The 24,108-nt window shown below is 63.2% G+C and carries 23 protein-coding genes; 13 read left to right on the forward strand and 10 right to left on the reverse strand.

The genetic code is table 11. The features are described from left to right. Positions 1 to 84: 84 nt before the first annotated feature. Positions 85 to 1,233 carry an aldose epimerase family protein gene (locus BOP93_RS10475; protein WP_104502539.1) on the reverse strand — a complete coding sequence of 383 codons (1,149 nt, stop codon included), beginning with the start codon at positions 1,231 to 1,233 and terminating at the stop codon, positions 85 to 87. Between the two features lie 138 nt (positions 1,234 to 1,371). Between BOP93_RS10475 and BOP93_RS10480 the strand changes: the two genes are divergently transcribed. Continuing rightward, complete coding sequence (locus tag BOP93_RS10480) at positions 1,372 to 2,139, forward strand: SDR family NAD(P)-dependent oxidoreductase (RefSeq protein WP_104502540.1); 768 nt, start codon at positions 1,372 to 1,374, stop codon at positions 2,137 to 2,139. A 162-nt stretch (positions 2,140 to 2,301) separates the two neighbouring features. On the opposite strand, the gene BOP93_RS10485 is transcribed toward BOP93_RS10480, so the two are convergent. Then, positions 2,302 to 3,288, reverse strand: a complete 987-nt coding sequence (locus BOP93_RS10485) for an AraC family transcriptional regulator (RefSeq protein WP_104505266.1) — start codon at positions 3,286 to 3,288, stop codon at positions 2,302 to 2,304. A gap of 65 nt (positions 3,289 to 3,353) precedes the next feature. Here BOP93_RS10485 and BOP93_RS10490 point away from each other — a divergent pair, with 65 nt between their 5' ends. Both BOP93_RS10490 and yghU read left to right on the forward strand, forming a co-directional pair. Next, positions 3,354 to 4,580 carry an MFS transporter gene (locus BOP93_RS10490; RefSeq protein ID WP_104502541.1) on the forward strand — a complete coding sequence of 409 codons (1,227 nt, stop codon included), beginning with the start codon at positions 3,354 to 3,356 and terminating at the stop codon, positions 4,578 to 4,580. A gap of 44 nt (positions 4,581 to 4,624) precedes the next feature. Then, entirely contained in the window at positions 4,625 to 5,452 is an 828-nt protein-coding gene (yghU, locus tag BOP93_RS10495) for a glutathione-dependent disulfide-bond oxidoreductase (RefSeq protein ID WP_104502542.1), read from the forward strand. 502 nt (positions 5,453 to 5,954) lie between these two features. On the opposite strand, the gene BOP93_RS10500 is transcribed toward yghU, so the two are convergent. Genes BOP93_RS10500 through BOP93_RS10510 form a run of 3 tightly spaced genes read right to left on the reverse strand, consistent with a single transcriptional unit; the run spans position 5,955 to position 8,680 of the window. Beyond that, entirely contained in the window at positions 5,955 to 6,881 is a 927-nt protein-coding gene (locus tag BOP93_RS10500; RefSeq protein WP_104502543.1) for a sugar ABC transporter substrate-binding protein, read from the reverse strand. Between the two features lie 18 nt (positions 6,882 to 6,899). Then, positions 6,900 to 7,679 (reverse strand): TIM barrel protein, encoded by a 780-nt coding sequence (locus tag BOP93_RS10505; RefSeq protein ID WP_162303212.1) that lies wholly within the window; start codon positions 7,677 to 7,679, stop codon positions 6,900 to 6,902. Further along, entirely contained in the window at positions 7,676 to 8,680 is a 1,005-nt protein-coding gene (locus tag BOP93_RS10510; RefSeq protein WP_104502544.1) for a Gfo/Idh/MocA family oxidoreductase, read from the reverse strand. Before BOP93_RS10510 ends, BOP93_RS10505 begins: the two co-directional genes overlap by 4 nt. Before the next feature lie 173 nt (positions 8,681 to 8,853). Between BOP93_RS10510 and BOP93_RS10515 the strand changes: the two genes are divergently transcribed. Next, positions 8,854 to 10,827, forward strand: a complete 1,974-nt coding sequence (locus BOP93_RS10515; protein ID WP_104502545.1) for a sigma-54 interaction domain-containing protein — start codon at positions 8,854 to 8,856, stop codon at positions 10,825 to 10,827. 242 nt (positions 10,828 to 11,069) lie between these two features. On the opposite strand, the gene BOP93_RS10520 is transcribed toward BOP93_RS10515, so the two are convergent. After that, positions 11,070 to 12,119 (reverse strand): LacI family DNA-binding transcriptional regulator, encoded by a 1,050-nt coding sequence (locus tag BOP93_RS10520; protein ID WP_104502546.1) that lies wholly within the window; start codon positions 12,117 to 12,119, stop codon positions 11,070 to 11,072. A gap of 162 nt (positions 12,120 to 12,281) precedes the next feature. Here BOP93_RS10520 and BOP93_RS10525 point away from each other — a divergent pair, with 162 nt between their 5' ends. The 4 genes from BOP93_RS10525 to BOP93_RS10540 are packed head-to-tail and all read left to right on the forward strand — an operon-like array spanning position 12,282 to position 15,754. Beyond that, entirely contained in the window at positions 12,282 to 13,373 is a 1,092-nt protein-coding gene (locus tag BOP93_RS10525; protein WP_104502547.1) for a fatty acid desaturase family protein, read from the forward strand. Positions 13,374 to 13,405: 32 nt separating this feature from the next. Continuing rightward, positions 13,406 to 13,726 (forward strand): MocE family 2Fe-2S type ferredoxin, encoded by a 321-nt coding sequence (locus tag BOP93_RS10530; RefSeq protein WP_057721995.1) that lies wholly within the window; start codon positions 13,406 to 13,408, stop codon positions 13,724 to 13,726. 2 nt (positions 13,727 to 13,728) lie between these two features. Further along, positions 13,729 to 14,928 carry an NAD(P)/FAD-dependent oxidoreductase gene (locus BOP93_RS10535; protein WP_104502548.1) on the forward strand — a complete coding sequence of 400 codons (1,200 nt, stop codon included), beginning with the start codon at positions 13,729 to 13,731 and terminating at the stop codon, positions 14,926 to 14,928. Between the two features lies 1 nt (position 14,929). Continuing rightward, positions 14,930 to 15,754 (forward strand): sugar phosphate isomerase/epimerase family protein, encoded by an 825-nt coding sequence (locus BOP93_RS10540; protein ID WP_104502549.1) that lies wholly within the window; start codon positions 14,930 to 14,932, stop codon positions 15,752 to 15,754. Positions 15,755 to 15,756: 2 nt separating this feature from the next. Here the strand turns inward: BOP93_RS10540 and BOP93_RS10545 are convergent, their stop codons facing one another. Further along, the gene (locus BOP93_RS10545) at positions 15,757 to 16,629 is read right to left on the reverse strand and encodes an undecaprenyl-diphosphate phosphatase (protein WP_104502550.1); all 873 of its coding nucleotides are present in this window, start codon (positions 16,627 to 16,629) and stop codon (positions 15,757 to 15,759) included. A gap of 46 nt (positions 16,630 to 16,675) precedes the next feature. Here BOP93_RS10545 and BOP93_RS10550 point away from each other — a divergent pair, with 46 nt between their 5' ends. Further along, on the forward strand, positions 16,676 to 17,314 hold the full coding sequence (locus BOP93_RS10550) for a GNAT family N-acetyltransferase (protein ID WP_104502551.1): 639 nt from the start codon (positions 16,676 to 16,678) through the stop codon (positions 17,312 to 17,314). A 4-nt stretch (positions 17,315 to 17,318) separates the two neighbouring features. Here the strand turns inward: BOP93_RS10550 and BOP93_RS10555 are convergent, their stop codons facing one another. Continuing rightward, positions 17,319 to 18,260, reverse strand: coding sequence for a GlxA family transcriptional regulator (locus BOP93_RS10555; protein WP_104502552.1), 942 nt, complete (start codon positions 18,258 to 18,260; stop codon positions 17,319 to 17,321). 173 nt (positions 18,261 to 18,433) lie between these two features. On the opposite strand from BOP93_RS10555, the gene BOP93_RS10560 reads away from it, so the two are divergent. The 3 genes from BOP93_RS10560 (at position 18,434) to BOP93_RS10570 (ending at position 20,959) form a co-directional block, all read left to right on the forward strand. Next, entirely contained in the window at positions 18,434 to 19,063 is a 630-nt protein-coding gene (locus BOP93_RS10560; RefSeq protein ID WP_104502553.1) for a TetR/AcrR family transcriptional regulator, read from the forward strand. Further along, positions 19,060 to 19,737, forward strand: a complete 678-nt coding sequence (locus tag BOP93_RS10565; RefSeq protein ID WP_065884738.1) for a type 1 glutamine amidotransferase domain-containing protein — start codon at positions 19,060 to 19,062, stop codon at positions 19,735 to 19,737. Before BOP93_RS10560 ends, BOP93_RS10565 begins: the two co-directional genes overlap by 4 nt. A gap of 94 nt (positions 19,738 to 19,831) precedes the next feature. Further along, positions 19,832 to 20,959: an alkene reductase gene (locus BOP93_RS10570; RefSeq protein ID WP_104502554.1), complete on the forward strand. Its 1,128-nt coding sequence runs from the start codon at positions 19,832 to 19,834 to the stop codon at positions 20,957 to 20,959. A 603-nt stretch (positions 20,960 to 21,562) separates the two neighbouring features. On the opposite strand, the gene BOP93_RS10580 is transcribed toward BOP93_RS10570, so the two are convergent. Further along, on the reverse strand, positions 21,563 to 22,561 hold the full coding sequence (locus BOP93_RS10580) for an NAD(P)H-quinone oxidoreductase (RefSeq protein ID WP_104502555.1): 999 nt from the start codon (positions 22,559 to 22,561) through the stop codon (positions 21,563 to 21,565). A 194-nt stretch (positions 22,562 to 22,755) separates the two neighbouring features. Between BOP93_RS10580 and BOP93_RS10585 the strand changes: the two genes are divergently transcribed. Beyond that, positions 22,756 to 23,142, forward strand: a complete 387-nt coding sequence (locus tag BOP93_RS10585; protein WP_104502556.1) for a DoxX family protein — start codon at positions 22,756 to 22,758, stop codon at positions 23,140 to 23,142. 116 nt (positions 23,143 to 23,258) lie between these two features. Here the strand turns inward: BOP93_RS10585 and BOP93_RS10590 are convergent, their stop codons facing one another. Continuing rightward, positions 23,259 to 24,077 carry an alpha/beta fold hydrolase gene (locus BOP93_RS10590; RefSeq protein WP_104502557.1) on the reverse strand — a complete coding sequence of 273 codons (819 nt, stop codon included), beginning with the start codon at positions 24,075 to 24,077 and terminating at the stop codon, positions 23,259 to 23,261. Between the last annotated feature and the right edge of the window lie 31 nt (positions 24,078 to 24,108).

Raw genomic sequence — 24,108 nt, forward strand, 5'->3', positions numbered from 1 at the left:
GGGGCTTGCCCCCGATAGCGGTGAGTCAGTTGATGCATCTGTAGCTGACCCACCGCAATCGGGGGCAAGCCCCCTCCCACAGTTTTAATCGGCAGTGAATTTAAAAATGGTGTTCTGGGTATAGGTTTGCCCTGGGTTCAAGCGAGTCGAGGCAAAACCAGGCTGGTTAGGTGCATCCGGAAAATGCTGGGTCTCCAGGGTGAACCCGCTCCAATGCTGGTACGCCTTGCCGCCCTTGCCCTTCATCGAACCGTCCAGGAAGTTGCTGGTATAGAACTGCACCCCAGGCTCGCTGGTGTAGAGCTGCAAGCGCCGACCCGACTCGGGGTCATGCACCTCGGCCGCCAGCTGCTTGACGTCACCCTTGGTATCCAGGGCCCAGTTGAAGTCAAACCCGCCCTGTTTCGGCTCGGCAAACTTGAGCTGCGGGTGGTCGTTCTTGATGTGCTGGCCGATAGGTGTGGGCTTGAGGAAGTCCATCGGCGTGCCCTTGACCGGCGCCAGTTCGCCGGTGGGGATCAGGGTGGCGTTCACCGGGGTGTAATGGCTGGCGTGCAGGGTGGCGACCTGCTTGAGGATGTCGCCATTGCCCGCGCCGGCCAGGTTGAAGTAGCTGTGGTTGGTCAGGTTGAGCACGGTCGGTTTGTCGGTGGTGGCCTTGTAGTCGATGTGCAGTTCGTTCTTGTCGTTCAGGCGATAGGTGACTTCGGTTTTCAGGTTGCCGGGGAAGCCCATTTCACCGTCCTTGGACAGGTAGGTGAGGGTGACCCCGACCGAATCCTTGTCCTTGAGCGGCTTGGCTTGCCACACCTGCTTGTCGAAGCCCTGGGCGCCGCCATGCAGCGAGTTGGGGCCGTCGTTGAGCGGCACCTGGTAGCGTTTGCCGTCGAGTTCAAAGGCACCGCCGGCCAGGCGATTGCCGAAGCGGCCAATGGTCGCGCCGAAAAACGCGGTGCCGGCCTGGTAGCCCTGCACGTCGTCAAAACCCAGCACCACGTCGTCGACCTTGCCGTGTTTGTCCGGCACCTTCAGCGACTGCAGCACACCGCCGTAGGTAATTACCGTGGCTTGCATGCCATGGCTGTTGCGCAGCACGTATTGTTCGACGGCGGTGCCGTCGTTGGTTTTGCCGAAGGGTTTGTGTTCGCTGCTCAAGCCGGCGGCATGTGCGCCGCCGCTGGCGATCAGCATGGACAGCGCCAGGCCGGACAGCAGGTATCGAGGGTGCTTCATGGTCGAACTTCCTTTTGTTGTTTTAGGATTGAATAGTTCTACTAATGTGCGATATTTCGTCACTTGGACAGCGAATTTATAGCCTTTAACGCCGATTTCGTAAAATAAAATAAGACTAATTGATCGAGGCATCACGTTATGAGTACTGAGCACGCCCTGTATCCCGACCTCAAGGGCAAGACCGTAATGATCTCCGGCGGGGCTTCCGGCATCGGCGAATTCATGGTGCGGGCCTTCGCGGCCCAGGGCGCCAAGGTGGCCTTCGTGGACCGCGCACAAAGCCAGGGCGAACGCCTGGCGGCACTGTTGAACTCCAAGGGGCATACCGTCGAGTTCGAATGCTGCGATATCACCGACGAGATTGGCTATCGCGCGGCGATCGGGCGTTTCGAACACTCCCTGGGCCCGATCACGGTACTGGTCAACAACGCCGCGAACGATGTGCGCCATACCTTGGAGGAAATCGACTCGGAGATGTTCGACCGCCTGATTGCGGTCAACCTCAAGCACGCGTTCTTTGCCGCCAAGGCCGTGGCACCGATGATGAAACACGCCGGTGGCGGCTCGATCATCAACCTCGGCTCTGTCGGCTGGATGATGGCCTCCGCCGGCTACCCGGTGTACGCCGCCAGCAAGGCCGCCGCCCATGGCATGACCCGCGGCCTGGCTCGGGAGCTGGGGCCGCACCGCATCCGCGTCAACACGCTGGTGCCGGGTTGGGTGATGACGGAAAAGCAACTGGCCATGTGGGTGGACGACGCCGCCCGCGAGCTGATCGCCCGCAGCCAGTGCCTGCCGGGCAGTGTGATGCCTGAGCATATCGCCAATATGGCGCTGTTTTTGGCTTCCGACGCCTCGGCGATGTGTTCGGCGCAGAACTTTATCGTGGATGGTGGTTGGGTGTAGAAACGCGACTATCAAACGATGAGGATGAAGTGTGGGAGGGGGCTTGCCCCCGATAGCGGTGTGTCAGCCAGCTTATATGTTGTCTGGTACACCGCCATCGGGGGCAAGTCGAATCGTCGCACCGCCCCTCCCACATTTGAAAAGCGGTGCTGCTCCAGGCCTTCATATCGAACGCCTGGCAGCGCCGGGCGGCTGTCCGGTAATGCGCTTGAAGGCACGGCTGAACGCCGCCTGGGAGGTATAGCCGAGGCGCTGCGCCACGGTTTCGATGGGCATGCGCTCCAGGGTCAGCCATTGGCTGGCCAGGCGCATGCGCAGTTGCGTGGCGTAGCGCAGTGGCGGTACGCCGAGGACGGCCTGGAAGCGATCGGCGAATACCGAGCGCGAGGTATGACACTGGTCGGCAAGCTCCGCCACGCTCCAGTCGTGGCCCGGTTGCTGGTGCAGGGCGAGCAGGGCGCGGGCCAGGCGCGGGTCGCGCAACGCCGCCGCCAGGCCCGAGGCGTTGCCGCAGGCGCACTCGACCCAGCCCCGTACGATCATCGCTGCCACCACATCGGCGAGGCGCGCGAGGATACCGGCATAACCCACGCGCGCCGTGGACACTTCGCGTTCCATGACCGCCAGGATCGGCATCAGCCCCGGGTAACGCTGGCCTGCGGTATCAATCAGCATCAGGGCCGGCATCAGGTTGCCCAGACCCTGGAGGCTGCCAAGCTCGAACTCCATGCATGCGCTGAACAACAGCCGGTCGGGGACGGTATCGGGTGACGCATCCACGGCGCAGACGGTATCCCCCAGCGGTGCGCTGTCGAAATGGCTGATGTCCTGCACAGCGGCATCCGCTTCGGACAGCAACGCGTGCGCGCCGCCATGGGAGACGAACACCGCGTTGCCGGCCGACAGTGCGAAAAGGCTGCCGTCCTCAGCGCGCAGCGTGGCGCGACCGGCCGCGAGGAAGTGGAAATAGGCGTGGCCCGGCTTGGCGCCAAAACCGATGCCGAACGTAGGCCCGGCCTGAATGCGCCGGTACTGCACACCCCGCAGGCGCATGCCGCGCAGCAACTCATTGATCAGGTCGGAGGAAGCGGTGAAAGCGTCCACTGAAGTCATATTCGGGGTTTCAGTCAAGGATTCAAGGTTCTGCATCATAGATCATCCTGATCGGGCTACCTAGACTGAGCGTCACGTTAATGACTGCAGGAAGACTTGTTATGACTGATTGTGCAGCCCATGCGCCTGCGGGCGTTGTGGCAGAGCCGGCCTGGCTGGCGGTATTTTCCCTGGCGATGGGGGTGTTCGGCCTGCTGACGGCTGAGTACTTGCCGGCCAGCCTGTTGACGCCGATGGCCCTGGACCTGGGCGTTACAGAGGCGCTGGCCGGGCAAGCCGTCACCGTCACGGCGGTGGTCGCGCTGTTTGCCGGTTTGCTGGTGCCCGGGCTGACCCGTGGTATCGACCGGCGCATCGTGCTGCTGGGCTTTTCCACGCTTATGATCGCCTCCAACCTGCTGGTGGCGTTGTCCTCCAGCCTGACGGTGCTGTTGTTGATGCGCATCCTGCTGGGCATCGCCCTCGGCGGTTTCTGGAGCATGGCGGCGGCGGTGGCGATGCGCCTGGTGCCTGCGGCGTCGTTGCCCCGTGCGCTGTCGATCATTTTCAGCGGGATCGCGCTGGGCACCGTGGTTGCTGTGCCGCTGGGCAGCTACCTGGGTGGCCTGTACGGCTGGCGCAGTGCGTTTATCGCGGCGGCCGCCGTCGGCCTGGTAACCCTGGCGTTCCAGTCGTTCACGCTGCCGCGCCTGGCGCCCAATGGCACCGCGCGCCTGCGCACCGTGCTGCACGTGCTGCAGCGCCCCGGCATCGCCATGGGCATGTTCGGCTGCGTGCTGGTGCACACCGCGCATTTCGCGCTGTTTACTTATATCCGGCCGTTCCTGGAAAGCACCACCGGGGTCGGTACGGAAGGGCTGGCGCTGATGCTGCTGGGTTTCGGCGTAGCGAATTTAGCCGGCACGCTGTTCGCCGGTTGGTTGCTGGTGCGCCATCCCCGGGCAACGCTGGTCTTGATGCCGGTGCTGGTGGGCATTGCGGCACTGGCGCTGGTCTGGCTGCCTGCGTCACTGCCGACCCAGGCATTGCTCCTGGCGCTATGGGGCATGGCGTTTGGCGGCGTGCCCGTGGCGTGGTCGAACTGGGTCGCGCGAGCGGTGCCGGATCAGGCCGAAAGTGCCGGAGGCATGGTGGTGGCGTCGGTGCAGTCGGCCATCGCCGCGGGCGCTGCCGGTGGCGGGTTGATGTTCAGCTTCAGTGGCATTGGTGGCGTGTTTGTCGGTGCGGGTGTGTTGATGCTGCTCGCGGCCTTACTCATCGCACTGCGTGTGCAGGTTCCAGGGCAAGAAGGGGATCTGGGTGTGACGCGCCATCAGTCTTTGGTTTAGTCTGAAACCCTTCGTTGATCGCAAACGCCCTAGGAGCACTGAGCATGGCTGACTACGTACCCCCCAAGGTCTGGACCTGGGACGCCGAAAGCGGCGGCACCTTCGCCAGTATCAACCGGCCCATCGCCGGCGCCACCCATGAAAAAGCCTTGCCGGTGGGCAAGCACCCCTTGCAGTTGTATTCCCTGGCCACCCCCAACGGGCAGAAGGTCACCATCCTGCTCGAAGAGTTGCTGGCCCTCGGGCACACCGGCGCCGAATACGACGCCTGGCTGATCAAGATCGGCGACGGCGATCAGTTCGGCAGCGGCTTCGTGGGGGCCAACCCGAATTCGAAGATTCCGGCGTTGATGGATTACAGCGGAGCTGCGCCGATTCGCGTGTTCGAGTCGGGCGCGATCCTGCAATACCTGGCCGAAAAATTCGCGGCGTTCTTCCCCGCCGAACCTGCGGCCCGTGCCCAGTGCCTGTCGTGGCTGTTCTGGCAGATGGGCAGCGCGCCGTATCTGGGCGGCGGCTTCGGGCATTTCTATGCGTATGCGCCAAGCAAGATGGAGTACCCGATCAATCGCTTTGCCATGGAGGCCAAGCGGCAGCTGGATGTGCTGGACAAGCGCCTGGCGGTGAGCGAGTACATTGCCGGGGATGAATACACCATTGCCGATATCGCTATCTGGCCTTGGTACGGCGGGTTGGTGAAAGGGCGCTTGTATGGGGCGGCGGAGTTTCTGTCGGTGCATGAGTACAAGCATGTGTTGCGCTGGGCCGATGCGATTGATGCGCGGCCGGCGGTGCAGCGTGGACGGCGGGTGAATCGGGTGTCGGGTGACGATCAGTTGGCTGAGCGCCATGATGCACGTGATCTGGACTGAGTGAAAACCAATGTGGGAGGTGGCTTGCTCCCGATGGCGGCCTCTCAACCGACGGGTATCCATCTGACACACCTCGGTCCAAATGTGGGAGGGGGCTTGCCCCCGATGGCGGCCTCTGGGCTGGCCAGTATCTTGGATCAGACCGAGTACATATCCATTATTTAGGTAACGGCCACTTAGGGTTCCGCTTTTACAGCGGCTCACTTTTGAAAAGCGCAAAAGTAAGCAAAACGCTCTTGCCCCACCACTAGGCACCTCGCTTAGGCTCGGTGTGCCCGTAATCCGCCATGGATTTGGGGGGCCGCCGCCACGCGCCATCCATGGCGCGGGGCGGCTAAACCGGCATCCCTGCCGGTTTACCCCCCAAATCCATGGCGTATTCCGGCCAGCGTGGTTTAACGGGGCGCCTGAGATCAAAAGCAGAGCAGATCAAGAGCAGATCAAGAGCGGCTCGCTTCGCATCGTGGATACGTTGTTTGTGTGGGAGGGGCTTGCCTTCGATTTATTTGTAGCGTTGTTCGAAGACGGCCACCTGTTCGGGCTCTATCAGCTCGAAAGGCACCCACACCTCCGACTCAATCGGCTCGCCCTTGATCATCCGCACGGCTGCCTGCACGGCCTGGGTCGCCTGGGCTTTGGGGTCCTGGAACACCGATGCGCTGAGCACGCCGCGCCGGATCGCCGCGAGTCCATCGGGCAGGCCGTCGATCCCCACAATCGCCACTTCGCCCTTGGCCTTGCCTGCCTGCTGTAAAGCCATGGCCGCGCCAATCGCCATTTCATCGTTGTTGGCCACGATCGCGTCGAACTGGGTGCCCGCCAGCAACCAGTTGCTGGTCAGGTCCATGGCCTTGCTGCGTTGCCATTCGGCGCTTTGCTGCTCAACGATCCTGATGCCCGGAAATTCCTTGAGCACCTGCCTGGCGCCTTCAGTGCGGTCGCGGGTGGCGTTTTGCGCCAGGTCGCCCATGATGATCGCCACGTTGCCCTTGCCGCCGAGTTTTTCCGCGAGATAGCGCATCTGCAATTGCCCGGCCTCAATGTCGTTGGACGCCACGGTGACCACACCCTTGGGCAATGTGCGTTCATCCGGGTGACGGTTGACGTACACCAGCGGGGTGTTGCTGGCGACGGCGGCACGGGTGATGTTGGCGGTGGCGGCGGTGTCCACCGGCAGTACGATCACGGCGTCGACGTTCTGGTTGAGGAAACCTTCGACCTGATTGAGCTGACGCACCACGTCGCCCTGGGCGTCCTCGAACTGTATCTGCACGTCCTGTTGCGCGGCGGCCGCTTCAAGGCCGGTGCGCACGTAGGTCATGAAGTTATCGTCGACCCGCGCGATGCTCACGCCGATGCGATACGCGGCAAAACTCCATTGGCTGAACAGCAGTAACAGCGTGGCAACAATCAATGAATAGCGATGCATAAGGTGTTCCTCTTGTTGTTATAGGGTGAACGCCTGGCGGAAACGCTCCAGGGCCCTGTCGCTGGCGCCGCTGGCCCAGCCTTCCAGGCCGACCACGCCGCTGTAGCCCATGGCATGCAGCGCCCTGGCAATCGCCGGATAGTGGATTTCGCCGGTGCCGGGCTCCTGGCGTCCGGGCACGTCGGCCACCTGGATTTCTCCGATGGCGGGGCCTGCGCGCTGGACCAGTTCGATCAGGTTGCCTTCGCCGATCTGCGCGTGGTACAGGTCCAGGTTCATCTTCAAATGCGCGCTGCCCACCGCTTCGATCAGGGCCAGGGTGTCGGCGGCACGGGCGAACGGGGTGCCGGGGTGGTCCAGCTCGGTGTTGAGGTTTTCCAGCAGGAACACACGGCCGGCGTCCTCGCCCAGGCGTGCGATCTTTTCCAGGGTCTTGCAGGCGCTCAGCCACATGCGCCCGGAGGTGTGGCTGACGGGCTGCACCGGCAGTCCGCCGTCACCCAGGCCGGTGCCGTGCAGATTGAGGCTGGGGCAGTTGAGGCGCTCGGCAATGCCCAGGGATTCGCGGGCGCTGTCGAGCAAGTGGCGGATACCGTCAGGGTCGGTGAGCGTGCCGCTGATGTAGCCGGTCATGGAGGTGAAGTCCGCGCCTGTCGCGGCCAGGGCGTTGATGTCCTTGTCTGTCCAACTCCAGATTTCGGCGCTGAAACCGAGTGCATGAATGCGTTTGACCCGCTCCACGAACGGCAGGTCCAGGAACACCATCTCGGCACTGACCGCCAGCTTGAACGGGATCACAGGCTCACCGCCGTGCCTTGCTCGTAGGATTCGATACACGCGCGCGCAATCGCCAGGGCGGCGCGGGCATCTTCACCGCTGGCCAGGGGTTTGGCGCCGCTGCGCAGGCAGTCGACAAAGTGGTTGAGCTCGGCGATGTAGGCGTCGCGCAACAGGTCGGTGTCCAGGCGCTGGGTGTCGGCCTGGATGCCTTGGACCTGGTAGCGCACGAGGTCGGATGCCTGCACGCCGCCCATGGTCAGCATGCCGGCGCTGCCGAACACTTCACCGCGTACATCGTAGCCATATACGGCCTGGAAGCTGGCTTCGGCGGTGGCAATCGCACCGTTATCGAAGCGGATCGTGACCACGGCGGTGTCGAGCAAGCCTCGGCTTTTGTATTCCGGGGCGATCAGCGCGTCGGCCATCACCTGCACCTGCACCGCTTCGGCACCGGGGTTGAGGTAGCGCAGGGTGTCGAAGTCGTGGATCAGGGTTTCCAGGAAAATCACCCATTGCGGTGAGGCGCCAGGGTTCTTCAGCGCCGGGTCGCGGGTCAGTGAGCGCAGTAACTGCGGGGTGCCGATGCGTCCTGCGGCAACATCAAGGTGAGCGCTGCGAAAGCTCTTGGCGAAGCGCCGGTTGAAGCCGACCTGCAGGGTCACACGGGCATCGGCGGCGGCGGCGATGGCGCGGTCGGCTTCATCGAGGGTGATGGCCATGGGTTTCTCGCAGAAAATCCCCTTGCCGGCGCGGGCGGCGCTGATCACCAGTTCGGCATGGCTGCGGGCGGGGGCGGCGATGAGGATGCCGTCGATGTCCGGGTCGTCGAGCAGTTGCTGTGGGTCGTTGTAGACCTTGTCCACACCCAGCTCCGCCGCCAGACGCGCGGCTTGCCCTGGGGTAGGGTCGGCGATGGCGGCCAGGCAGGCGCCGGGGATGTGGCGGGCGGCCGTCAGGCCGTGGAAGCTGCCCATGCGACCGGCACCGATCAAGCCCAGGCGGATGCGTTTGGTATTCATGTGTGACCCCTTTTTATTGTTGGCCTCAGGACAATCCTGGTTGGCAAAGAGGCAGGAGCAAAGGCTGTGCCAGAATATAACTAGCTGATATTTATAGAGTTTAAAAAATATAGTGTTCATTTAAATGACATGTCTATGCTGACATGTCGAAAACATGAACATGGAGCCCGCTTATGAGCGCTGCGATCAGTGCGCAAGACCTCGACTACCTGACGGCGCTGGGCCCCGCCGCGCTGAACGATGGCCCGGTCGCCGCGTTGGAACAGGCGTGGCAGGCCTGCCTGCGCGGCCAGGTGCAACGCCCGCGCGAGGTGCGTCAATTGATCTGGGACTCCTGGCTGCGCAGCCTCCAGGCCGGCATTGATCCGGCCGACAACGCGTACCGCTTCGTCGCCGCCGACCGCCTGACGGCCACGCTGGCCAGCCACCGCGTGCTGATCGACGCCGCCGCGCAAGTCATGCAGGGCTTGCTGGCGTACAACCCACGCGGGCATATCAACCTCACCGATGCCGAGGGCACCACCTTGCATTTCTGCGGGCTGGATATCACCCCCGTGGGCAGTCGACTGCTCGAATCGGTGCAGGGCACCAACTGCACCGGCCTGGCGCTGGCTGAAGATCACCTGGTGTATGTGCTGGCCGAAGAAAACTTCGCGGTCGGCCTGCGTCAACGCCGCATGCACTGCGCCGCCGCGCCGATCAAGAACGCCCAGGGCCAGACCCTGGCCGTGCTGACGCTCACCGCCGAACCCGGCTGGTTTCACTTTCATACCCTGGGCACCGTGCAGGCGGCCGCTGAAGCCGTGTCGCGGCAAATGGCGCTGCAGGCGTTGCTGGAAGAACAGCAGACCGTGCTTGAAGTGCTCAACGAAGGCCTCGTGGTGGTGGATGAACGCGGCTGCATCAAGGCGCTCAACCGCTATGCCCGGCAGTTGTTCGGGGTGGGACTGGAGCTGATTGGCAGTCCCTTCCAGCACCTGGGCCGCAGTGAATTGAGCGAGACGCTGGGTGAGGCTGTGCGCGACCTGGATTGCACATTCCACTTGCATGACCGCAGCCAACTCGCCTGCCTGGTCTCGGTGTGCCCACTGGAGCAGGGCGGGGTGATCGTGTCGCTGCGCGAAAACCGGCGCATCCGTGAAATCACCCGGCGCATTGTCGGCACCCAGGCGCGGTATACCTTCGACACCATCCAGGGCAGCTCGCGGGCGATCCAGGATGCGCTGCACCTGGGGCGCATCGCCAGCCGCAGTGATTCCACCACGCTGATTCTCGGGGAAAGCGGCACCGGCAAGGAGTTGTTCGCACAGGCCATCCATAACGCCAGCGAGCGTTGCCACGGTCCGTTCGTGGCGGTCAACTGCGGTGCGATTCCACGGGACCTGGTGCAGAGTGAACTGTTCGGGCATGTCGAGGGCGCGTTCACCGGTTCGGCCCGTGGCGGCTCGGCGGGCAAGTTCGAGCTGGCCGATGGCGGCACCATCTTCCTGGATGAGATTGGCGACATGTCCTTCGACGCCCAGGTCAGCCTGTTGCGGGTGTTGCAGGAAGGTGAAGTCGCGCGGGTCGGCGCAAAAAGCGCACGCCAGGTGGATGTGCGCATCATCGCCGCCACCCACCGCAATCTCAGCCAGGCAGTGGCCGACGGCGCGTTTCGCGAAGATCTTTATTACCGCCTGAATGTGCTGAACCTGACGGTGCCGCCGCTGCGGATGCGCCGCGAAGACATCCCGCTGCTGGCGCGGCACTTCCTCAAGCGCTGCGCGCGCTCGTTGCGTAAAACGGTGCAGGGCTTCGCGCCGGACGCGCTGGCCTTGCTTTGCGCCCATGCCTGGCCGGGTAACGTGCGCGAACTGGAAAACGCCATCGAACGGGCAACCAACCTGGCCATGGGCGAGTTGATCCAGCCGGGCGACTTGCCGCTGGACAGCAAGCCCCGTGCGCTGGCCCATGGCTATGCGCCGCAACCCACCCAGGACCTGAGCAGCCACGAAATGCATGCCATCGTCGCCGCGCTCAAAAGCACCGGCGGCAATATCCGCCTGGCCGCCCGTCAGTTGAACGTGTCCCGGGGCGGGCTGTACAACAAGATGACTCGGTTCGGGTTGAATGCCGGAGATTTTCGCAGGCCGGTGGGCGGTTACTAATGTGGGAGGGGGCTTGCTCCCGTGACGGCCGGACAGTCAACGCGTATTTACCTGACGTTCCGAGGTAAAAATGTGGGAGGGGGCTTGCCCCCGATGGCGGTGTGTCAGTCACTGATGTACTCACTGACTCTCCCTCATCGGGGGCAAGCCCCCTCCCACATTTGGACCGAGGTGCGTCAGATGGATACCCGTCGGTTGAGAGGCCGCCATCGGGAGCAAACCCCCCATTCGCCGTCCATGCCTCAGGCGCCCATATTTTCCGAGGTAACAATGTGCGGCGCAATATACACCCGATGCCGCATTGCATCGAACCCCTCGGCGCTCTGCAATTGCACCAGCAACTCCACCAACGCCACCGCCGTCTGGCGCGGCTGCGAATCCATCACCACATCGATCAAGCCGCGGCTCAGCGCCTGGCGCGACAATTCGGTGGACTCCTGCAGGATGCAGCACAACGCCGGGCGCTTGGGCAGTTGCGCCAGGGCGTTGATCACGCCGTCACCGCCACCGCCCACCACGCACAACCCGCGCAGGTCGGTGTGGCGGCTGAGCAGGTCGAGGGTGGCCTCTTCGGTGATGTCGCAGTTGTCCAGGTTGATCAGCGGTTCCAGCGGCTTGAGCCCCGGCGCGTGTTCGGCCAGGTAGCTGTGCAGGCCTTCGACCCGTGCCTGGTGGCCGAGGAAACGATGGCCGCCGAGCAGAATGCCCACGCTGCCCTTGCGCGCACCGCACGTGCGCGCCAACAGCCAGCCCATGGTGCGTCCGACGACGTGATTGTCCTGGCCCACATACGGTTCCCGGGCTTGCTCATGAATATCCGAAAGCAATGCCACTACCGGCACGCCGGCTTCGCGGATTTGCGCAAGACAGGCATTGATCAGCGGATGGGCGAAGCTGACCACCGCCAGGGCGTCGCACTGCACGGCCAACTGCTCTATTTGCGTGACGATGGCGCTGGGCGTGCGGTCGTTGATGTAGTCGAACTGGCAGGTCAGGTTGGCCGTGGCGTGATGCTGCGCCGCGTCGCCGATGGACTGGGCCAGGTTGGCATAGAACGCCTGGGCGGTGCCCAGCAGGAGAATGCCGAAGCGGTAGGTCGGGCGCCGTTCGCGAATGCGCTGGCCGATCAGCCGCGCGGCGAAATAACCCACGGCTTCGGCGGCCTGGAACACCTGTTCGGCGGTTTGTGGATTGACCGGTGCGCGGGCGTTCAACACGCGGTCGACGGTGGCCACACTGAGGCCGGCATGGGCGGCAACCGTGGCGATGGTCGGGCGTTTATGGTTGGTCATGGCGAGCCCCTTGAGCGTCTTGATAGAAAACTATCAAGCTCCGCTGGGCCTGGATGATAGCTTGATAGGGAATGGATTCAAGGCCTTGAGGGTGATTTAGCCGCACTCTATCGTTGGTTTCGCAAAGTACCTGAAACCCTACGCTTGCGGAGAACAATAACAATGCCTGGACACACCGCTCACCGCGCCCGGCGCGACTACAGCCTGACCGGCCCCGAGGCCGCCCGCGCCGCCGAAAAAGGCCTGGTTTCGGCGCGCTGGTACCAGTCGCCGGTCCCGCGCAAACGCATGAAGGAACTGATGCAGCGCCGCGACGGCCCGGCGCTGGTCGACACGGCCATCTGGTTCGCGGCATTGTTCGCAACCGGCTTTGGCGGCTACTGGTTCTGGGGCTCCTGGGCCTGCGTGCCGTTCTTCCTGGCCTATGGCGTGCTCTACGGCACTGCTTCCAACCCGCGCTGGCACGAAACCGGCCATGGCACGGCATTCAAGACCCGTTGGATGAATGACGCGCTGTACCAGGTGGCATGCTTCATGTGCATTTTCGAGCCCCATGTGTGGCGCTGGAGCCATGCCCGGCATCACACCGACACCATCGTCGTCGGCCGCGACCCGGAGATCGTCGAGCCGCGCCCGCCGAGCTTTTTGATGATGTTCCTGAGCCTGTTCAATCTGCCCCTGGCGTGGAAGACCTTCAGTGGCGTGGCGCGCCATGCCATCGGCCGGATGAGTGCCCAGGAACGGGATTTCATCCCCGAATCCGAATGGCCCAAAGTGTTTCGCGCCGCGCGCATCTGGGTTGGCCTGTATGGGGTGATCATCGGCAGCGCCTTGTACCTTCACAGCTGGCTGCCGCTGATGCTGGTGGGCTTGCCAAGCATCTATGGCGCCTGGCTCGGCTACCTGTTCGGCCTTACCCAGCACGTGGGCCTGGCCGAAGACGTGCTCGACCACCGCAGCAACTGCCGCACGATCTACATGAACCGCGTGCTGCGTTTTATCTACATGAACATGAACTACCACCTCGAGCACCACATGTACCCGATGGTGCCGTTCCACGCACTGGCGCAATTGCACGAAGAGATCCGTCGCGACTGCCCGCCGCCTTACGCCAATTTGTGGGAGGCCTACAAGGAGATCCTCCCGACGGTCTGGAAGCAGCGCAGCGACCCGACCTATTTCGTCCAGCGTCCGATCCGACGGCAGCCTGAATCAGCCCCTGCCTCCGTGCACGCAGAAATCTCTGCCGGCTGAAGTTCGTTTCCTTTTAATAAGAGATAAAAACCATGAACGATCAATGGATCGACGTCTGCGCCGTGGGCGACATAGACGAAGAAGACGTGCTGCGCTTCGACCATGGGGCGCACACCTATGCGGTGTTTCGCTCGGCCGAGAATGAGTTTTTCGCCACCGCCGGCCTGTGCACCCATGAAAAAATCCACCTGGCCGACGGCCTGGTCATGGACCATGTGATCGAATGCCCCAAGCACAATGGGCGCTTCGACTACCGCTCCGGCAAGGCCCTGGGCGCACCGGTGTGCGTCAATCTGCAAACCTACCCGGTACGGGTCGAAGCGGGGCGGGTGCTGCTCGCCGTCACGGCGTGACGATGGACGCGCCCCTGATTATCGTCGGCGCCGGCCATGCCGGTGGCCGTGCGGCGTTGACCCTGCGCGAAGAGGGTTACAGCGGTCGGCTGATCCTGATCGGCGACGAACCCCACGTGCCGTACGAACGACCGCCCCTGTCCAAGGGCCTGTTGCAAGGCAGCCAGGACCTGGCCGGCTGCAGCCTGTGCGACAGCGCGCGCCTGGCCGAGCTGGGTATCGAGCATCTGGCGGGCAACGCGGTCAGTCGGCTGGCGCCGTTGCAGCATCGGCTGCAGTTGGCCGATGGCCAGTGGCTGCCCTACCACGGATTGCTGCTGGCCACCGGCGGCCGTGCGCGGCGTCTGCCGCAGGCGCAGTCCAACGTGCTGTACCTGCGCACCCATGACGAAGCCCTGGCCCTGCGCGAGCAGTTACGCCCTGGCACTCGGCTGGTGGTTATCGGCGGCGGCTTTATCGGCCTGGAAGTGGCGGCGACCGCGCGCGGCCTGGGCTGCGCGGTGACGCTGCTCGAAGCCGGCCCGCGCCTGGCGGGCAGGGTATTGCCCGCAATTATCAGTGACGCGCTGCTGGCGTTGCACCGCGAGCAAGGCGTGGACGTGCGCGTGAATGTCGCCGTGGCGTCCATCGAGGCCGACGCTGTACGCCTGGTGGATGGGCACACGCTGCCGTGCGACCTGGTGGTGGTCGGTATCGGCATGCAACCCAATATCGAACTGGCTGCGGCGGCCGGGCTGGACGTGGGGCAGGGCATTCGTGTTGACGCGCAGTTGCGCACCAGCGCGGCGAATATCTACGCGGCGGGGGACGTCTGTGAGTTCCGTCTTGGCGGGCTTTACCAGCGCCAGGAAACCTGGCGCAACGCCGAGGCTCAGGGGCGGCATGCCGCCTTGAATCTGCTCGGCCGCGCATTACCTTTCGAGGCCGTGCCGGGGTTCTGGTCCGACCAGTACGACTGGGGCTTGCAGACGGTTGGCGTGATGACGCCGAGCACGGTCAGCCGGCACCTGCCCGATGGCGGCCTGCTGCTGTTCTATCTGGATGACAACGGACATTTGCAAGGCGCCTGCGGCTGGGCGCCGGGCAACCGCGTGGCCAGGGACATCAAGCTGTGCGAACGCCTGATCAGCGCCCGTGTGCCGTTGTCGTCGGTTGCCCTGGCGGATCCGGGTGTTTCTCTCAAACAATGGCTGCGAGGCTGATATGCGCCAATTGCTGGTATTTCAATCCTTATGGGCGATGCAAACCGAACCCGGCCCGATCGAGGCGCAGCTGGATCGCATCGCCGCCGCCGGTTTCGATGGCGTCACCGACCATTACTGGCAGGCCGACGCAGTTGCGCGCCTGCATGCAGCCACCGCTGCGCGGGGCTTGCAGATCGAAGGGCAACTGTTCCCGCAGACGGTGGACGACCTGGCGCGTGCCCTGGAGGTGATCAACCGTTATGGCTGTCACCACCTGACCCTGCAAGCCGACGTGCGTCCGCGTACCCAGGCCGAGGCGGGACGGTTGATCGAAGGCTGGCAACGCCTGGCCGAGCAGGTGGATTTCCCGATCCTGCTGGAAACCCACCGTTATCGACTGACCAGTGATCTGCTGTTCACCCTCGACCTGCTGGCGCACATGCCTGACTTGAAACTGCTGGCCGATCTGTCCCACTACGTGGTCGGGCGCGAATTGCCCGAGCCCGGCGACGCCGATGACGATGAGCACATACGTACCATCCTGCGCCGTAGCTGGGGCTTTCATGGCCGCGTGGCCAGCAGTGAACAGGTGCAGGTGGCGCTGGATTTCCCGCAGCATCAGCCGTGGGTAGAACGATTTACCGGATGGTGGCGCTACGGGATCGAGGATTGGCTGGCCCGCCCCGAGACGCCGCGAAGCCTGTCGTTCACCTGCGAACTCGGCCCGCCGCCTTACGCGATCACCGGCGCGGACGGCCGAGAGCTCAGTGATCGCTGGGCCGAGGCGCTGAAGCTCAAGGCGCTGATTCGCCAGGTGTGGGACCACTCACTGGCGACAACGTAGCATCAGGCCAGCAAGCCGGTGCTGACCGCCACGATCAAAAACACCCCCAGCAGCGCGCGGTAGATCACGAACGGCCAGGTGGAGAAGCGTTCCAGAAACTTCATCAGGCCCCAGATGGCGAAGAACGCCGATATGCTCGCCACCACCAGGCCGAAGATCAAATGCGGCCAGGCATGGGCGGGCATGTCGGTGTGCAGCAGCACCCACAGTTCTTTCAAACCGGCCAGGGCAATGGCGGGCAGGCCCAGCAGGAACGAGAACCGTGCGGCTTCTTCGCGTTTGAAGTTCAGGAACAGCGCCGCGGTCAAGGTCGAGCCCGAACGCGATACGCCGGGGATCAACGCGCCAATCTGCGCGACCCCGACGATCAGCGCATCACGCAGACGCATCTGGCTTACGTCGCGGGTGTGGCGGGCGCGCAGTTCAGCCGCCGCCAGCAACACCGCCATCACCACGCAGGCAATGCCGATCACCATCAGCCCGCGCAACGGCGAGTTGCAGGTGTTCAAGGTCGAGGACAGCACCAGGCCGGCGATGCAGATCGGAATTGTTGCCAGCACAATCGCCACCGCCAGCTTGAACCAGCGGTCGTTGTAGTCGCCCCGGCGTACGGCACTGATGCTGCCGGTGGTCACTTGTTGCACGTCGCGCCAAAAATAGCTCACCACCGCCGCCAGCGCCGCCAACTGCATCGCCGCGGAAAACGCCGAGCCCGGGTCTTGCCAGCCGAGCAGGGCGGGGACTACGCGCATATGGGCGGTGGACGACACCGGCAGCAGCTCGGTAATGCCCTGGATCACCCCCAGGATGAAAATCTGCAGGTAATCCAGGGAGGCGAACCCCACATCCAGGCCGGCGGAGCAGACGTTAGTCAAAATACAAGTCCTTGAAAAAAGGGATAACCGGCAAAGTTTATTCTAAATGTTTCAGGATTTCGGCCTGGGCGGTCGCTATCTGCAATCGGTTCAGCCAATAGAAAGGTTGGGCAATGTATTGGCGCTGGACAGCGCTTTTGTGAACAATGGCGCCCTGCGTTTTTTCACCGAGAGCCCCATGCCTGAAACCACCGTTGAATTGATCCAGACCGGCCCTGAACACGCCGAGCTGATCCGCAATCTCTACCAGTACTACGCGTATGAGTCTTCGGACTGGGAACAGGAAGACGTCGAGGCCGATGGCCGTTTCTACATCCACGACGAGCACCTGACCCGCTATTGGCAAGACCCGCAATGGAGCGCCAATCTGTTACTGGTGGACGGTTATATCGCCGGCTTCCTGCTGATCGAAGGCAGCGAACTGCCGGGCATCAACGCCCTGGAACTGGCCGACCTGTTCATCCTCAAGCGCTACCGCCGCAAAGGCATCGGCCGCGCCATCGCCACCCAGGTGCTGTGCAGCGGTGAGGACAATTGGCTGGTGCGTTTTTTTGATCAGGACGAAGTGTCCCAGGCGTTCTGGCGCACGGTGCTGGATAACCTGCCGCGTCCGGTGCAGACCCTGGAGCTGGACGATGAGCCGCACCTGATGAGCTACCTGATTACCCACGCTTCACTGCATTGATCGATTACTGGACCCGCCCGCAGAGCACCTGCTGCATCGCCTGCGGCGGTTGCCCGAACGCCCTGAGAAACGCCTGGCGCATGCGCTCACGATCACCGAACCCGGTTTCGCGGGCCACGACTTCGACCGGGTGGCGACTGGTTTCCATCATGGCCCGTGCCGCTTCCACGCGCAGCGCTTCGATGGCCTTGGCCGGCGTCTGCCCGGTTTCTTCGCGAAACACCCGGCTGAATTGGCGCGGGCTGAGGCGGGCGACCTCGGCCAGGGCGTCCACCGACAGGTCGTGGGTGAGGTTTTCCCGGGCGTAGGCCAGGGCCAGTTGTACGCGGTCGGACTTGGGGTCCAGTTCGAGCAGGGCTGACAGTTGCGATTGTTCACTGCCGCGCCGCTGTGCGATCACCAGCTTGCGGGCGATGCGCCGGGCCAGGTCACTGCCCAGATCGTTCTCCACCATCGCCAGTGCCAGGTCGACCCCGGCGCTCATGCCGGCGCCGGTCCACACCTGGCCGTCGACCACGAATAACTTGTCGTCTTCCAGGCGAATGTGCGGGTAGCGCTTGCGAAACGCCGGCGCGTGGATCCAGTGGGTGGTGGTGCGCTTGCCTTCCAGCAAGCCGGCTTCGGCCAGCACGAAAATGCCCATGCACAGCGAGGCCACGCGGCGCGATTGCGCAGAAGCCGCCTTGACCATCTCCAGCAGATTGGCTTCCGGCAGGCGAAACTCCAGGTAGCCGCTGACGATCAGCGTGTCATAGCCCTCGGGACGTATCGCCGTGGTGTTTACCGAAAACCCCTGGGACGTCATGACGGCGCCGCCGCTTTCCGACACCAGATGAAAGGCATAGGCCGGCTCGCCCCGCAGCAGGTTGGCGCACTCGAACACCGAGCCCAGGCTGAGGCTCAGGGATTGGAAGTTCGGGTAAACCATCAGCGCAACGCTGTGCATCGTCATTCTCCAAGGGGCGCGGGAGGGAGGATTGTCGGCGCGTGCCGGGTAAACGGCAACTGCCGGTGGCGAATGTCCGGAATCCTTGCGGATATGACATTGTGAGCCTGCGCCCCGGTCCCTAACATTGCCCCAACGAACTAGACGACTGGTCTAATCGCAAGGGGCCAAGCATGCACAGCCAAACCAGAAGCGCACGGCAGACCATTCTTGACAGTGCACAAGCGATTGTCGGCGCCAAGGGATTTTCTGCGGTGGGGTTGAACGAAATCCTGCAAGCCGCCGAGGTGCCCAAGGGCTCGTTTTATCACTACTTCACCTCCAAGGATGCGTTCGGGGTGGTGCTGCTCGATACCTACTTCGATCACTACATCGAGGGCATGCAGCAGCTGTTCAGCCAGCCGGGCGTGTCCCACTACGCCAGGCTGATGCGCTACTGGCAGGGCTGGATCGACAACCACACCGGCTGCACCGACGCCGGCAAATGCCTTGCCGTCAAACTCGGCGCCGAGGTGTCAGACCTTTCAGAGCCGATGCGCCTGGCGTTGCAACGCGGCACGTCACGCACCATCGAGTTGCTCGCCACGGCGTTGCAGCACGGCGTGCAAGACGGCTCGCTGATGATTGAGCAATCCCCTGAAAGCCTGGCCCGACGCCTGTACGCGTTGTGGCTGGGAACCAGCGTCATGGGCAAGATCACCCGTACCACCGCGCCGTTCGATGAGGCGCTGGGCCTGACCCGACAGTTGTTGGGCCATCCCGAAACCCCTGCTATCCACCACGATCGAGGCACTGGAACATGAAAGTATTAATGGTACTGACCTCTCACGACCAGCTGGGCGATACCGGCCGCAAGACCGGCTTCTGGCTCGAAGAGTTTGCCGCTCCCTATTACGCGTTCAAGGACGCCGGTGCCGAGGTGGTGCTGGCATCGCCTGCCGGTGGCCAGCCGCCGCTGGACCCGGTCAGCGATCAGCCCGATGCCCAGACCGAACAGACCCATCGCTTCAACGCCGACCCTGCCGCGCAGCAGGCCCTTGCCACTACGGTGAAATTGGACGCGGTCAACGCCGATGACTTCGACACCGTGTTCTACCCGGGCGGCCACGGCCCGCTGTGGGACCTGGCCGAGTCGCCGGTGTCCATTGCGCTGATCGAGTCGTTCGAGCGTGCCGGCAAGCCTGTCGGGTTGGTCTGCCATGCACCGGGCGCCTTGCGTCACGTCAAGGCGGTCAACGGCGAGCCCTTGGTCAAGGGCCGTCGCGTCACGGGGTTCTCCAACTCGGAAGAGGCCGCCGTGGGCCTGACTGACGTCGTGCCGTTCCTGGTGGAAGATGAATTCAAGAAACTGGGCGGCAAGTACGAGAAGGGCGCCGATTGGCAGTCGTTCGTGATTGTCGATGGTCTGCTGGTGACGGGGCAGAACCCCGGCAGCTCCAGTGAAGTGGCCAAGGCCCTGTTGAACCTCACCGCTTAACTTAACCCCACCGACTTAACCCCACCGATTGATGCATGTGGCGGCTCGCAAGAGTCGCCAGTGTTTTCGCTCGTCCTGAATTTGGAATATCCCCATGGCTCATCCGTTGAACACCCCTGTAAAACTGGGGCATCACACCCTGAACAACCGCATCGTGCTGCCGCCCCTGACCCGCCAGCGCAGCGCGCAACCGGGCGATATCGCCACCGACTTGATGGCCACGTACTACCGTCAACGCGCCAGCGCCGGGTTCATGGTCAGCGAGGGCACCCAGATCGAACCTCGCGGCCAGGGTTACGCGTGGACGCCGGGGATCTATACGCCGGCGCAGATCGACGGCTGGCGCAAGGTCACCGAGGCGGTGCATGCCGAGGGCGGCGTGATCTTTGCCCAGCTGTGGCATGTGGGCCGCGTGTCCCACAATGCCTTGCAACCCGACGGCGCCGCACCAGTCGCCCCCTCGGCCATCCAGGCCCTGCAGGCCAAGGCCTTTATCGAAACGGCACCGGGTGCCGGCGAGCTCAAACAACCGCCGGTCCCCCGCGCCCTGACGGTGCTGGAGATCGAGGAGCTGGTCGGCCACTACGCACAGGCGGCGCGCAATGCCCTGGACGCCGGCTTCGACGGAGTGGAGATTCATTCGGCCAACGGTTACCTGGTCAACCAGTTCATCTCGGCCCATTCCAACCAGCGCGATGATGAATACGGTGGCACGCTGGACAATCGCCTGCGCTTTTTGCGCGAAATCGTCGATGCCGTGTGCCGCGTAGTCGGCCCTGAGCGCGTCGGCGTGCGTTTTTCGCCGTTGTTCAGTGGCACCGATCAGGAGCGTGTCTACATCGGCCTGGTGGAAGAAGACCCGCACCACACCTATATTGAAGCGATCAAGGTGCTGGAGCAGTCGGGTATCGCTTATGTCTCCATCGCCGAAGCCGACTGGGACAATGCTCCCGACCTGCCGGACAGCTTCCGCCAGGCCGTGCGCAGCACTTTCAGTGGATGCATCATCTATGCCGGCCGCTACACCGCTGAACGCGGTGCAACACTGGTGGAAGCCGGGCTGGCGGACCTGATTGCATTCGGCCGGCCGTTCATTGCCAACCCGGACCTGCCGCAGCGGATCTTCAATGGCTGGCCGTTGAATGCGTTGAAGGCTGAGGGGTTGTATGGCGGGACCGAGGCGGGGTATGTGGATTATCCGGAATATGTCCAACCAGGCTGAGCTCGACAGCTACCCTGTGGCGAGGGAGCTAACGCGTATCTACCTGACGCTCCGAGGTCCAAATGTGGGAGGGGCGGTGCGACGATTCGACTTGCTCCCCGTGGCTACTCGTCAGCCTATGACTACCTTACTGATGCTCCACAATCCAAATGTGGGAGGGGGCTTGCCCGCGATGGCGGCCTCTGGGCCGACCAGGATGTTGGATTGGACCGAGTACATATCCGTTTCTGCGGTAACGGCTTCTATTGGTTCCGCCTTTACAGCGGGTCACTTTTGGAAAAGAGCCCCAAAAGTAACCAAAAGGGCTCTTGCCCCACCACTCGGCACCTCGCCTAGGCTCGGTGTGCCCTCTCTCCGGCTTGAATCCGTGGGCCGCCGCAATGGGCCATCCCTGGCCCAGTGCGGCTAACCCGGCGTCCTGCCGGGTTACCCACGGATTCAAGCCTGCGTTCGGCCAGCGTGGTTTAACGGGGCGCCTGAGATCAAAAGCAGATCAAGATCAAGAGCGACTCGCTTCGCATCGTGGTTACGGTTGGGCGCTGCTGAGTTGTGTGGATATCTATGCTCCAGAGGGAGCAAGCTCACTCGCCACAGGGGGCTGGTTTATTCGACGCGCAACACAATCTTGCCGATATGGTCCCCACCTTCCATCCGTGCGTGAGCCTGGGCGGCGTCGGTGTATTCGTACACCTTGTCGATGATCGGCAGGCAACGCCCCTGGCTCAGCACCGGCCAAATGTGTTCACGCAACTGCTCGGCAATGGCGGCCTTTTCTTCGCGGGTGCGGGCGCGCAATAGGGAGCCTGTGATCACCGCGCGTTTGCCGAGGATGGTCAGCAGGTCCACCTCATTGGCCTTGGCGCCGCCGAGGAAGCCCAGTATTACCAGGTGGCCGTCCATGCCCAGGGCCTTGAGGTTGTTGTTGAGGTAGGAGGCACCCATGATGTCGAGAATCACATCGACGCCTTTACCTGCGGTTTTCTCGGCGATGACCTGGGCAAAATCCTCTTCGCGATAATTGATCGGCTGCGCCCCGAGCTTGGCGATCGCCGCGCATTTATCGGCGCTGCCGGCGGTGGCGAATGCCTCGATACCGAATTCCCGACAGAGCATCAGGGCGGTGGTGCCGATACCGCTGGTGCCGCCGTGGATCAGCGCGCGCTGGCCGTTGCAGGCGCCGCCGAGGCCGAACAGGTTGGCCCAGACAGTGAAGAAGGTCTCCGGCACGGCCGCCGCTTGAATCCAGTCCATGCCTTCGGGAATCGGCAACGCCTGGCTGGCCGGCACCGTGCAGAACTGCGCATAGCCGCCGCCATTGGTCAGGGCGCAGACCTTGTCGCCAAGCGCATATTGATGCACGCCTTCGCCCAGCGCCACCACTTCACCGGCCACTTCAAGGCCTGGAATCGGACTCATGCCGGGTTTCATCGGGTATTTGCCGGCGCGTTGCAGGGCGTCGGGACGGTTGACCCCGGCCGCATGCACGCGAATCAGGATCTCGCCCGGGCCGGCCACCGGCACGTCTGCGCGACGTGGCTGCAGCACGTCGGGGCCGCCGGGAGTGGTGATTTCGATCAGGGTCATTTCTTGAGGCAGGGTCATGGACGGGTTCCTGTAACGATGAGCGTATGGGTGGGACCGTGGCGAGCGGTCGACGGTTCAGCCAGATGATGCCCGCTTCCAGCAGCAGTGCAACCTCAATGGCGCCGGTTGCGAAGTCAGCACACCCCTGCAAGCCCATTGTCATGATCAGGACCACACTGGCGGTCGGTCATTTCGACGGACACAGGTGGCGTATGAACGAAACAAGAAATCAGGATATCGGGCTGTTGTTTCTGCGAGTCAGCGGGGCGCTGTTTTTGCTGTGGGTGCATGGGTTGCCGAAACTGCTCAACTACAGCGAACAGCTGAAGCTGATCGAAGACCCGTTTCACCTGGGTGCGTCTGTCACCTTGTGGCTGGCGATTTTCGCCGAAGTGCTGTGCCCGTTGTTGATTGTAGCGGGCGTGCTGGTGCGCCTGGCGTGCCTGCCGATCCTGGCGGTGCTGGTGATCGCGCTGCTGGTGGTGCATCCGCAGTGGACGCTGTTCGAAGGGCAGTTTGGCTGGCTGTTGATGATCATCTTTACCAGCATCCTGATCGCCGGGCCGGGGCGACTGACACTGGGGCAGCGCTTTGCCTGATAGTCAAGGTGATTCAAATGTGGGAGGGGGCTTGCTCCCGATGAGGGTGTGTCAGTCGCTGAATGAATCGACTGATACACCCTCATCGGGAGCAAGCCCCCTCCCACAGGGGATTTTCAGCGGTTGAGGAAGGCCAGCAGGTCTTCATTGAGCTGTTGGGTGTGGGTGGCGGCGAACCCGTGGGGCGCGTCCTTGTACACCTTCAGTTGCGCGCCCTCGATCATCTGGGCCGCGACTTTGCCGGTGGTTTCGAACGGCACGATCTGGTCACCGTCACCGTGGATGACCAGGGTCGGCACGTCGATGCTGGCCATGTCCGCGCGGAAGTCGGTCTGCGAGAACGCGGTCACGCAGTCCACGGTGGATTTGAGCGAGGCCTGCAGGGCGATCTGCAGGGTCTGGGTGAGTACACCTTCCGAGACCTTCTGGCCCTTGTTGAGCCCGAAGAACGGCGTGTTGAAATCGCTGATGAACTGCGCACGGTCCTTCAGCAGGCCGGCCTTGATGCCATCGAATACGTCGTTGGGCACGCCCTGCGGGTAATCGTCCTTCTGGCCGAAGATCGGCGTCACGGCGCCGAGCAGCACCAGCCCGGCGACCCGTGCGCTGCCATGGCGCGCGATGTAGCGGGCCACATCACCGCCACCCATGGAGAAGCCCACCAGGGTCACCTCCTTGAGGTCCAGGTGTTCGATCAACTGGGCGATATCGTCGGCGAAGGTGTCGTAGTCGTTGCCGGTCCACGGCTGGTCCGAGCGGCCAAAGCCTCGGCGGTCGAACGCGAGAGTGCGAAAGCCACGGCTGCTCAGGTATTCCATCTGGTATTCCCACATGTCGGCATCCAGCGGCCAGCCGTGGCTGAACAGCACGGGCTTGCCGCTGCCCCAGTCCTTGAAATAGATCTGGGTACCGTCTTTGGCAACGAATGTGCTCATCTGAAGCTCCTTTGTCTGCATGAAAAGAGTG

The organism is Pseudomonas orientalis (assembly GCF_002934065.1).
Taxonomy (GTDB): Bacteria; Pseudomonadota; Gammaproteobacteria; order Pseudomonadales; family Pseudomonadaceae; genus Aquipseudomonas; species Aquipseudomonas orientalis_A.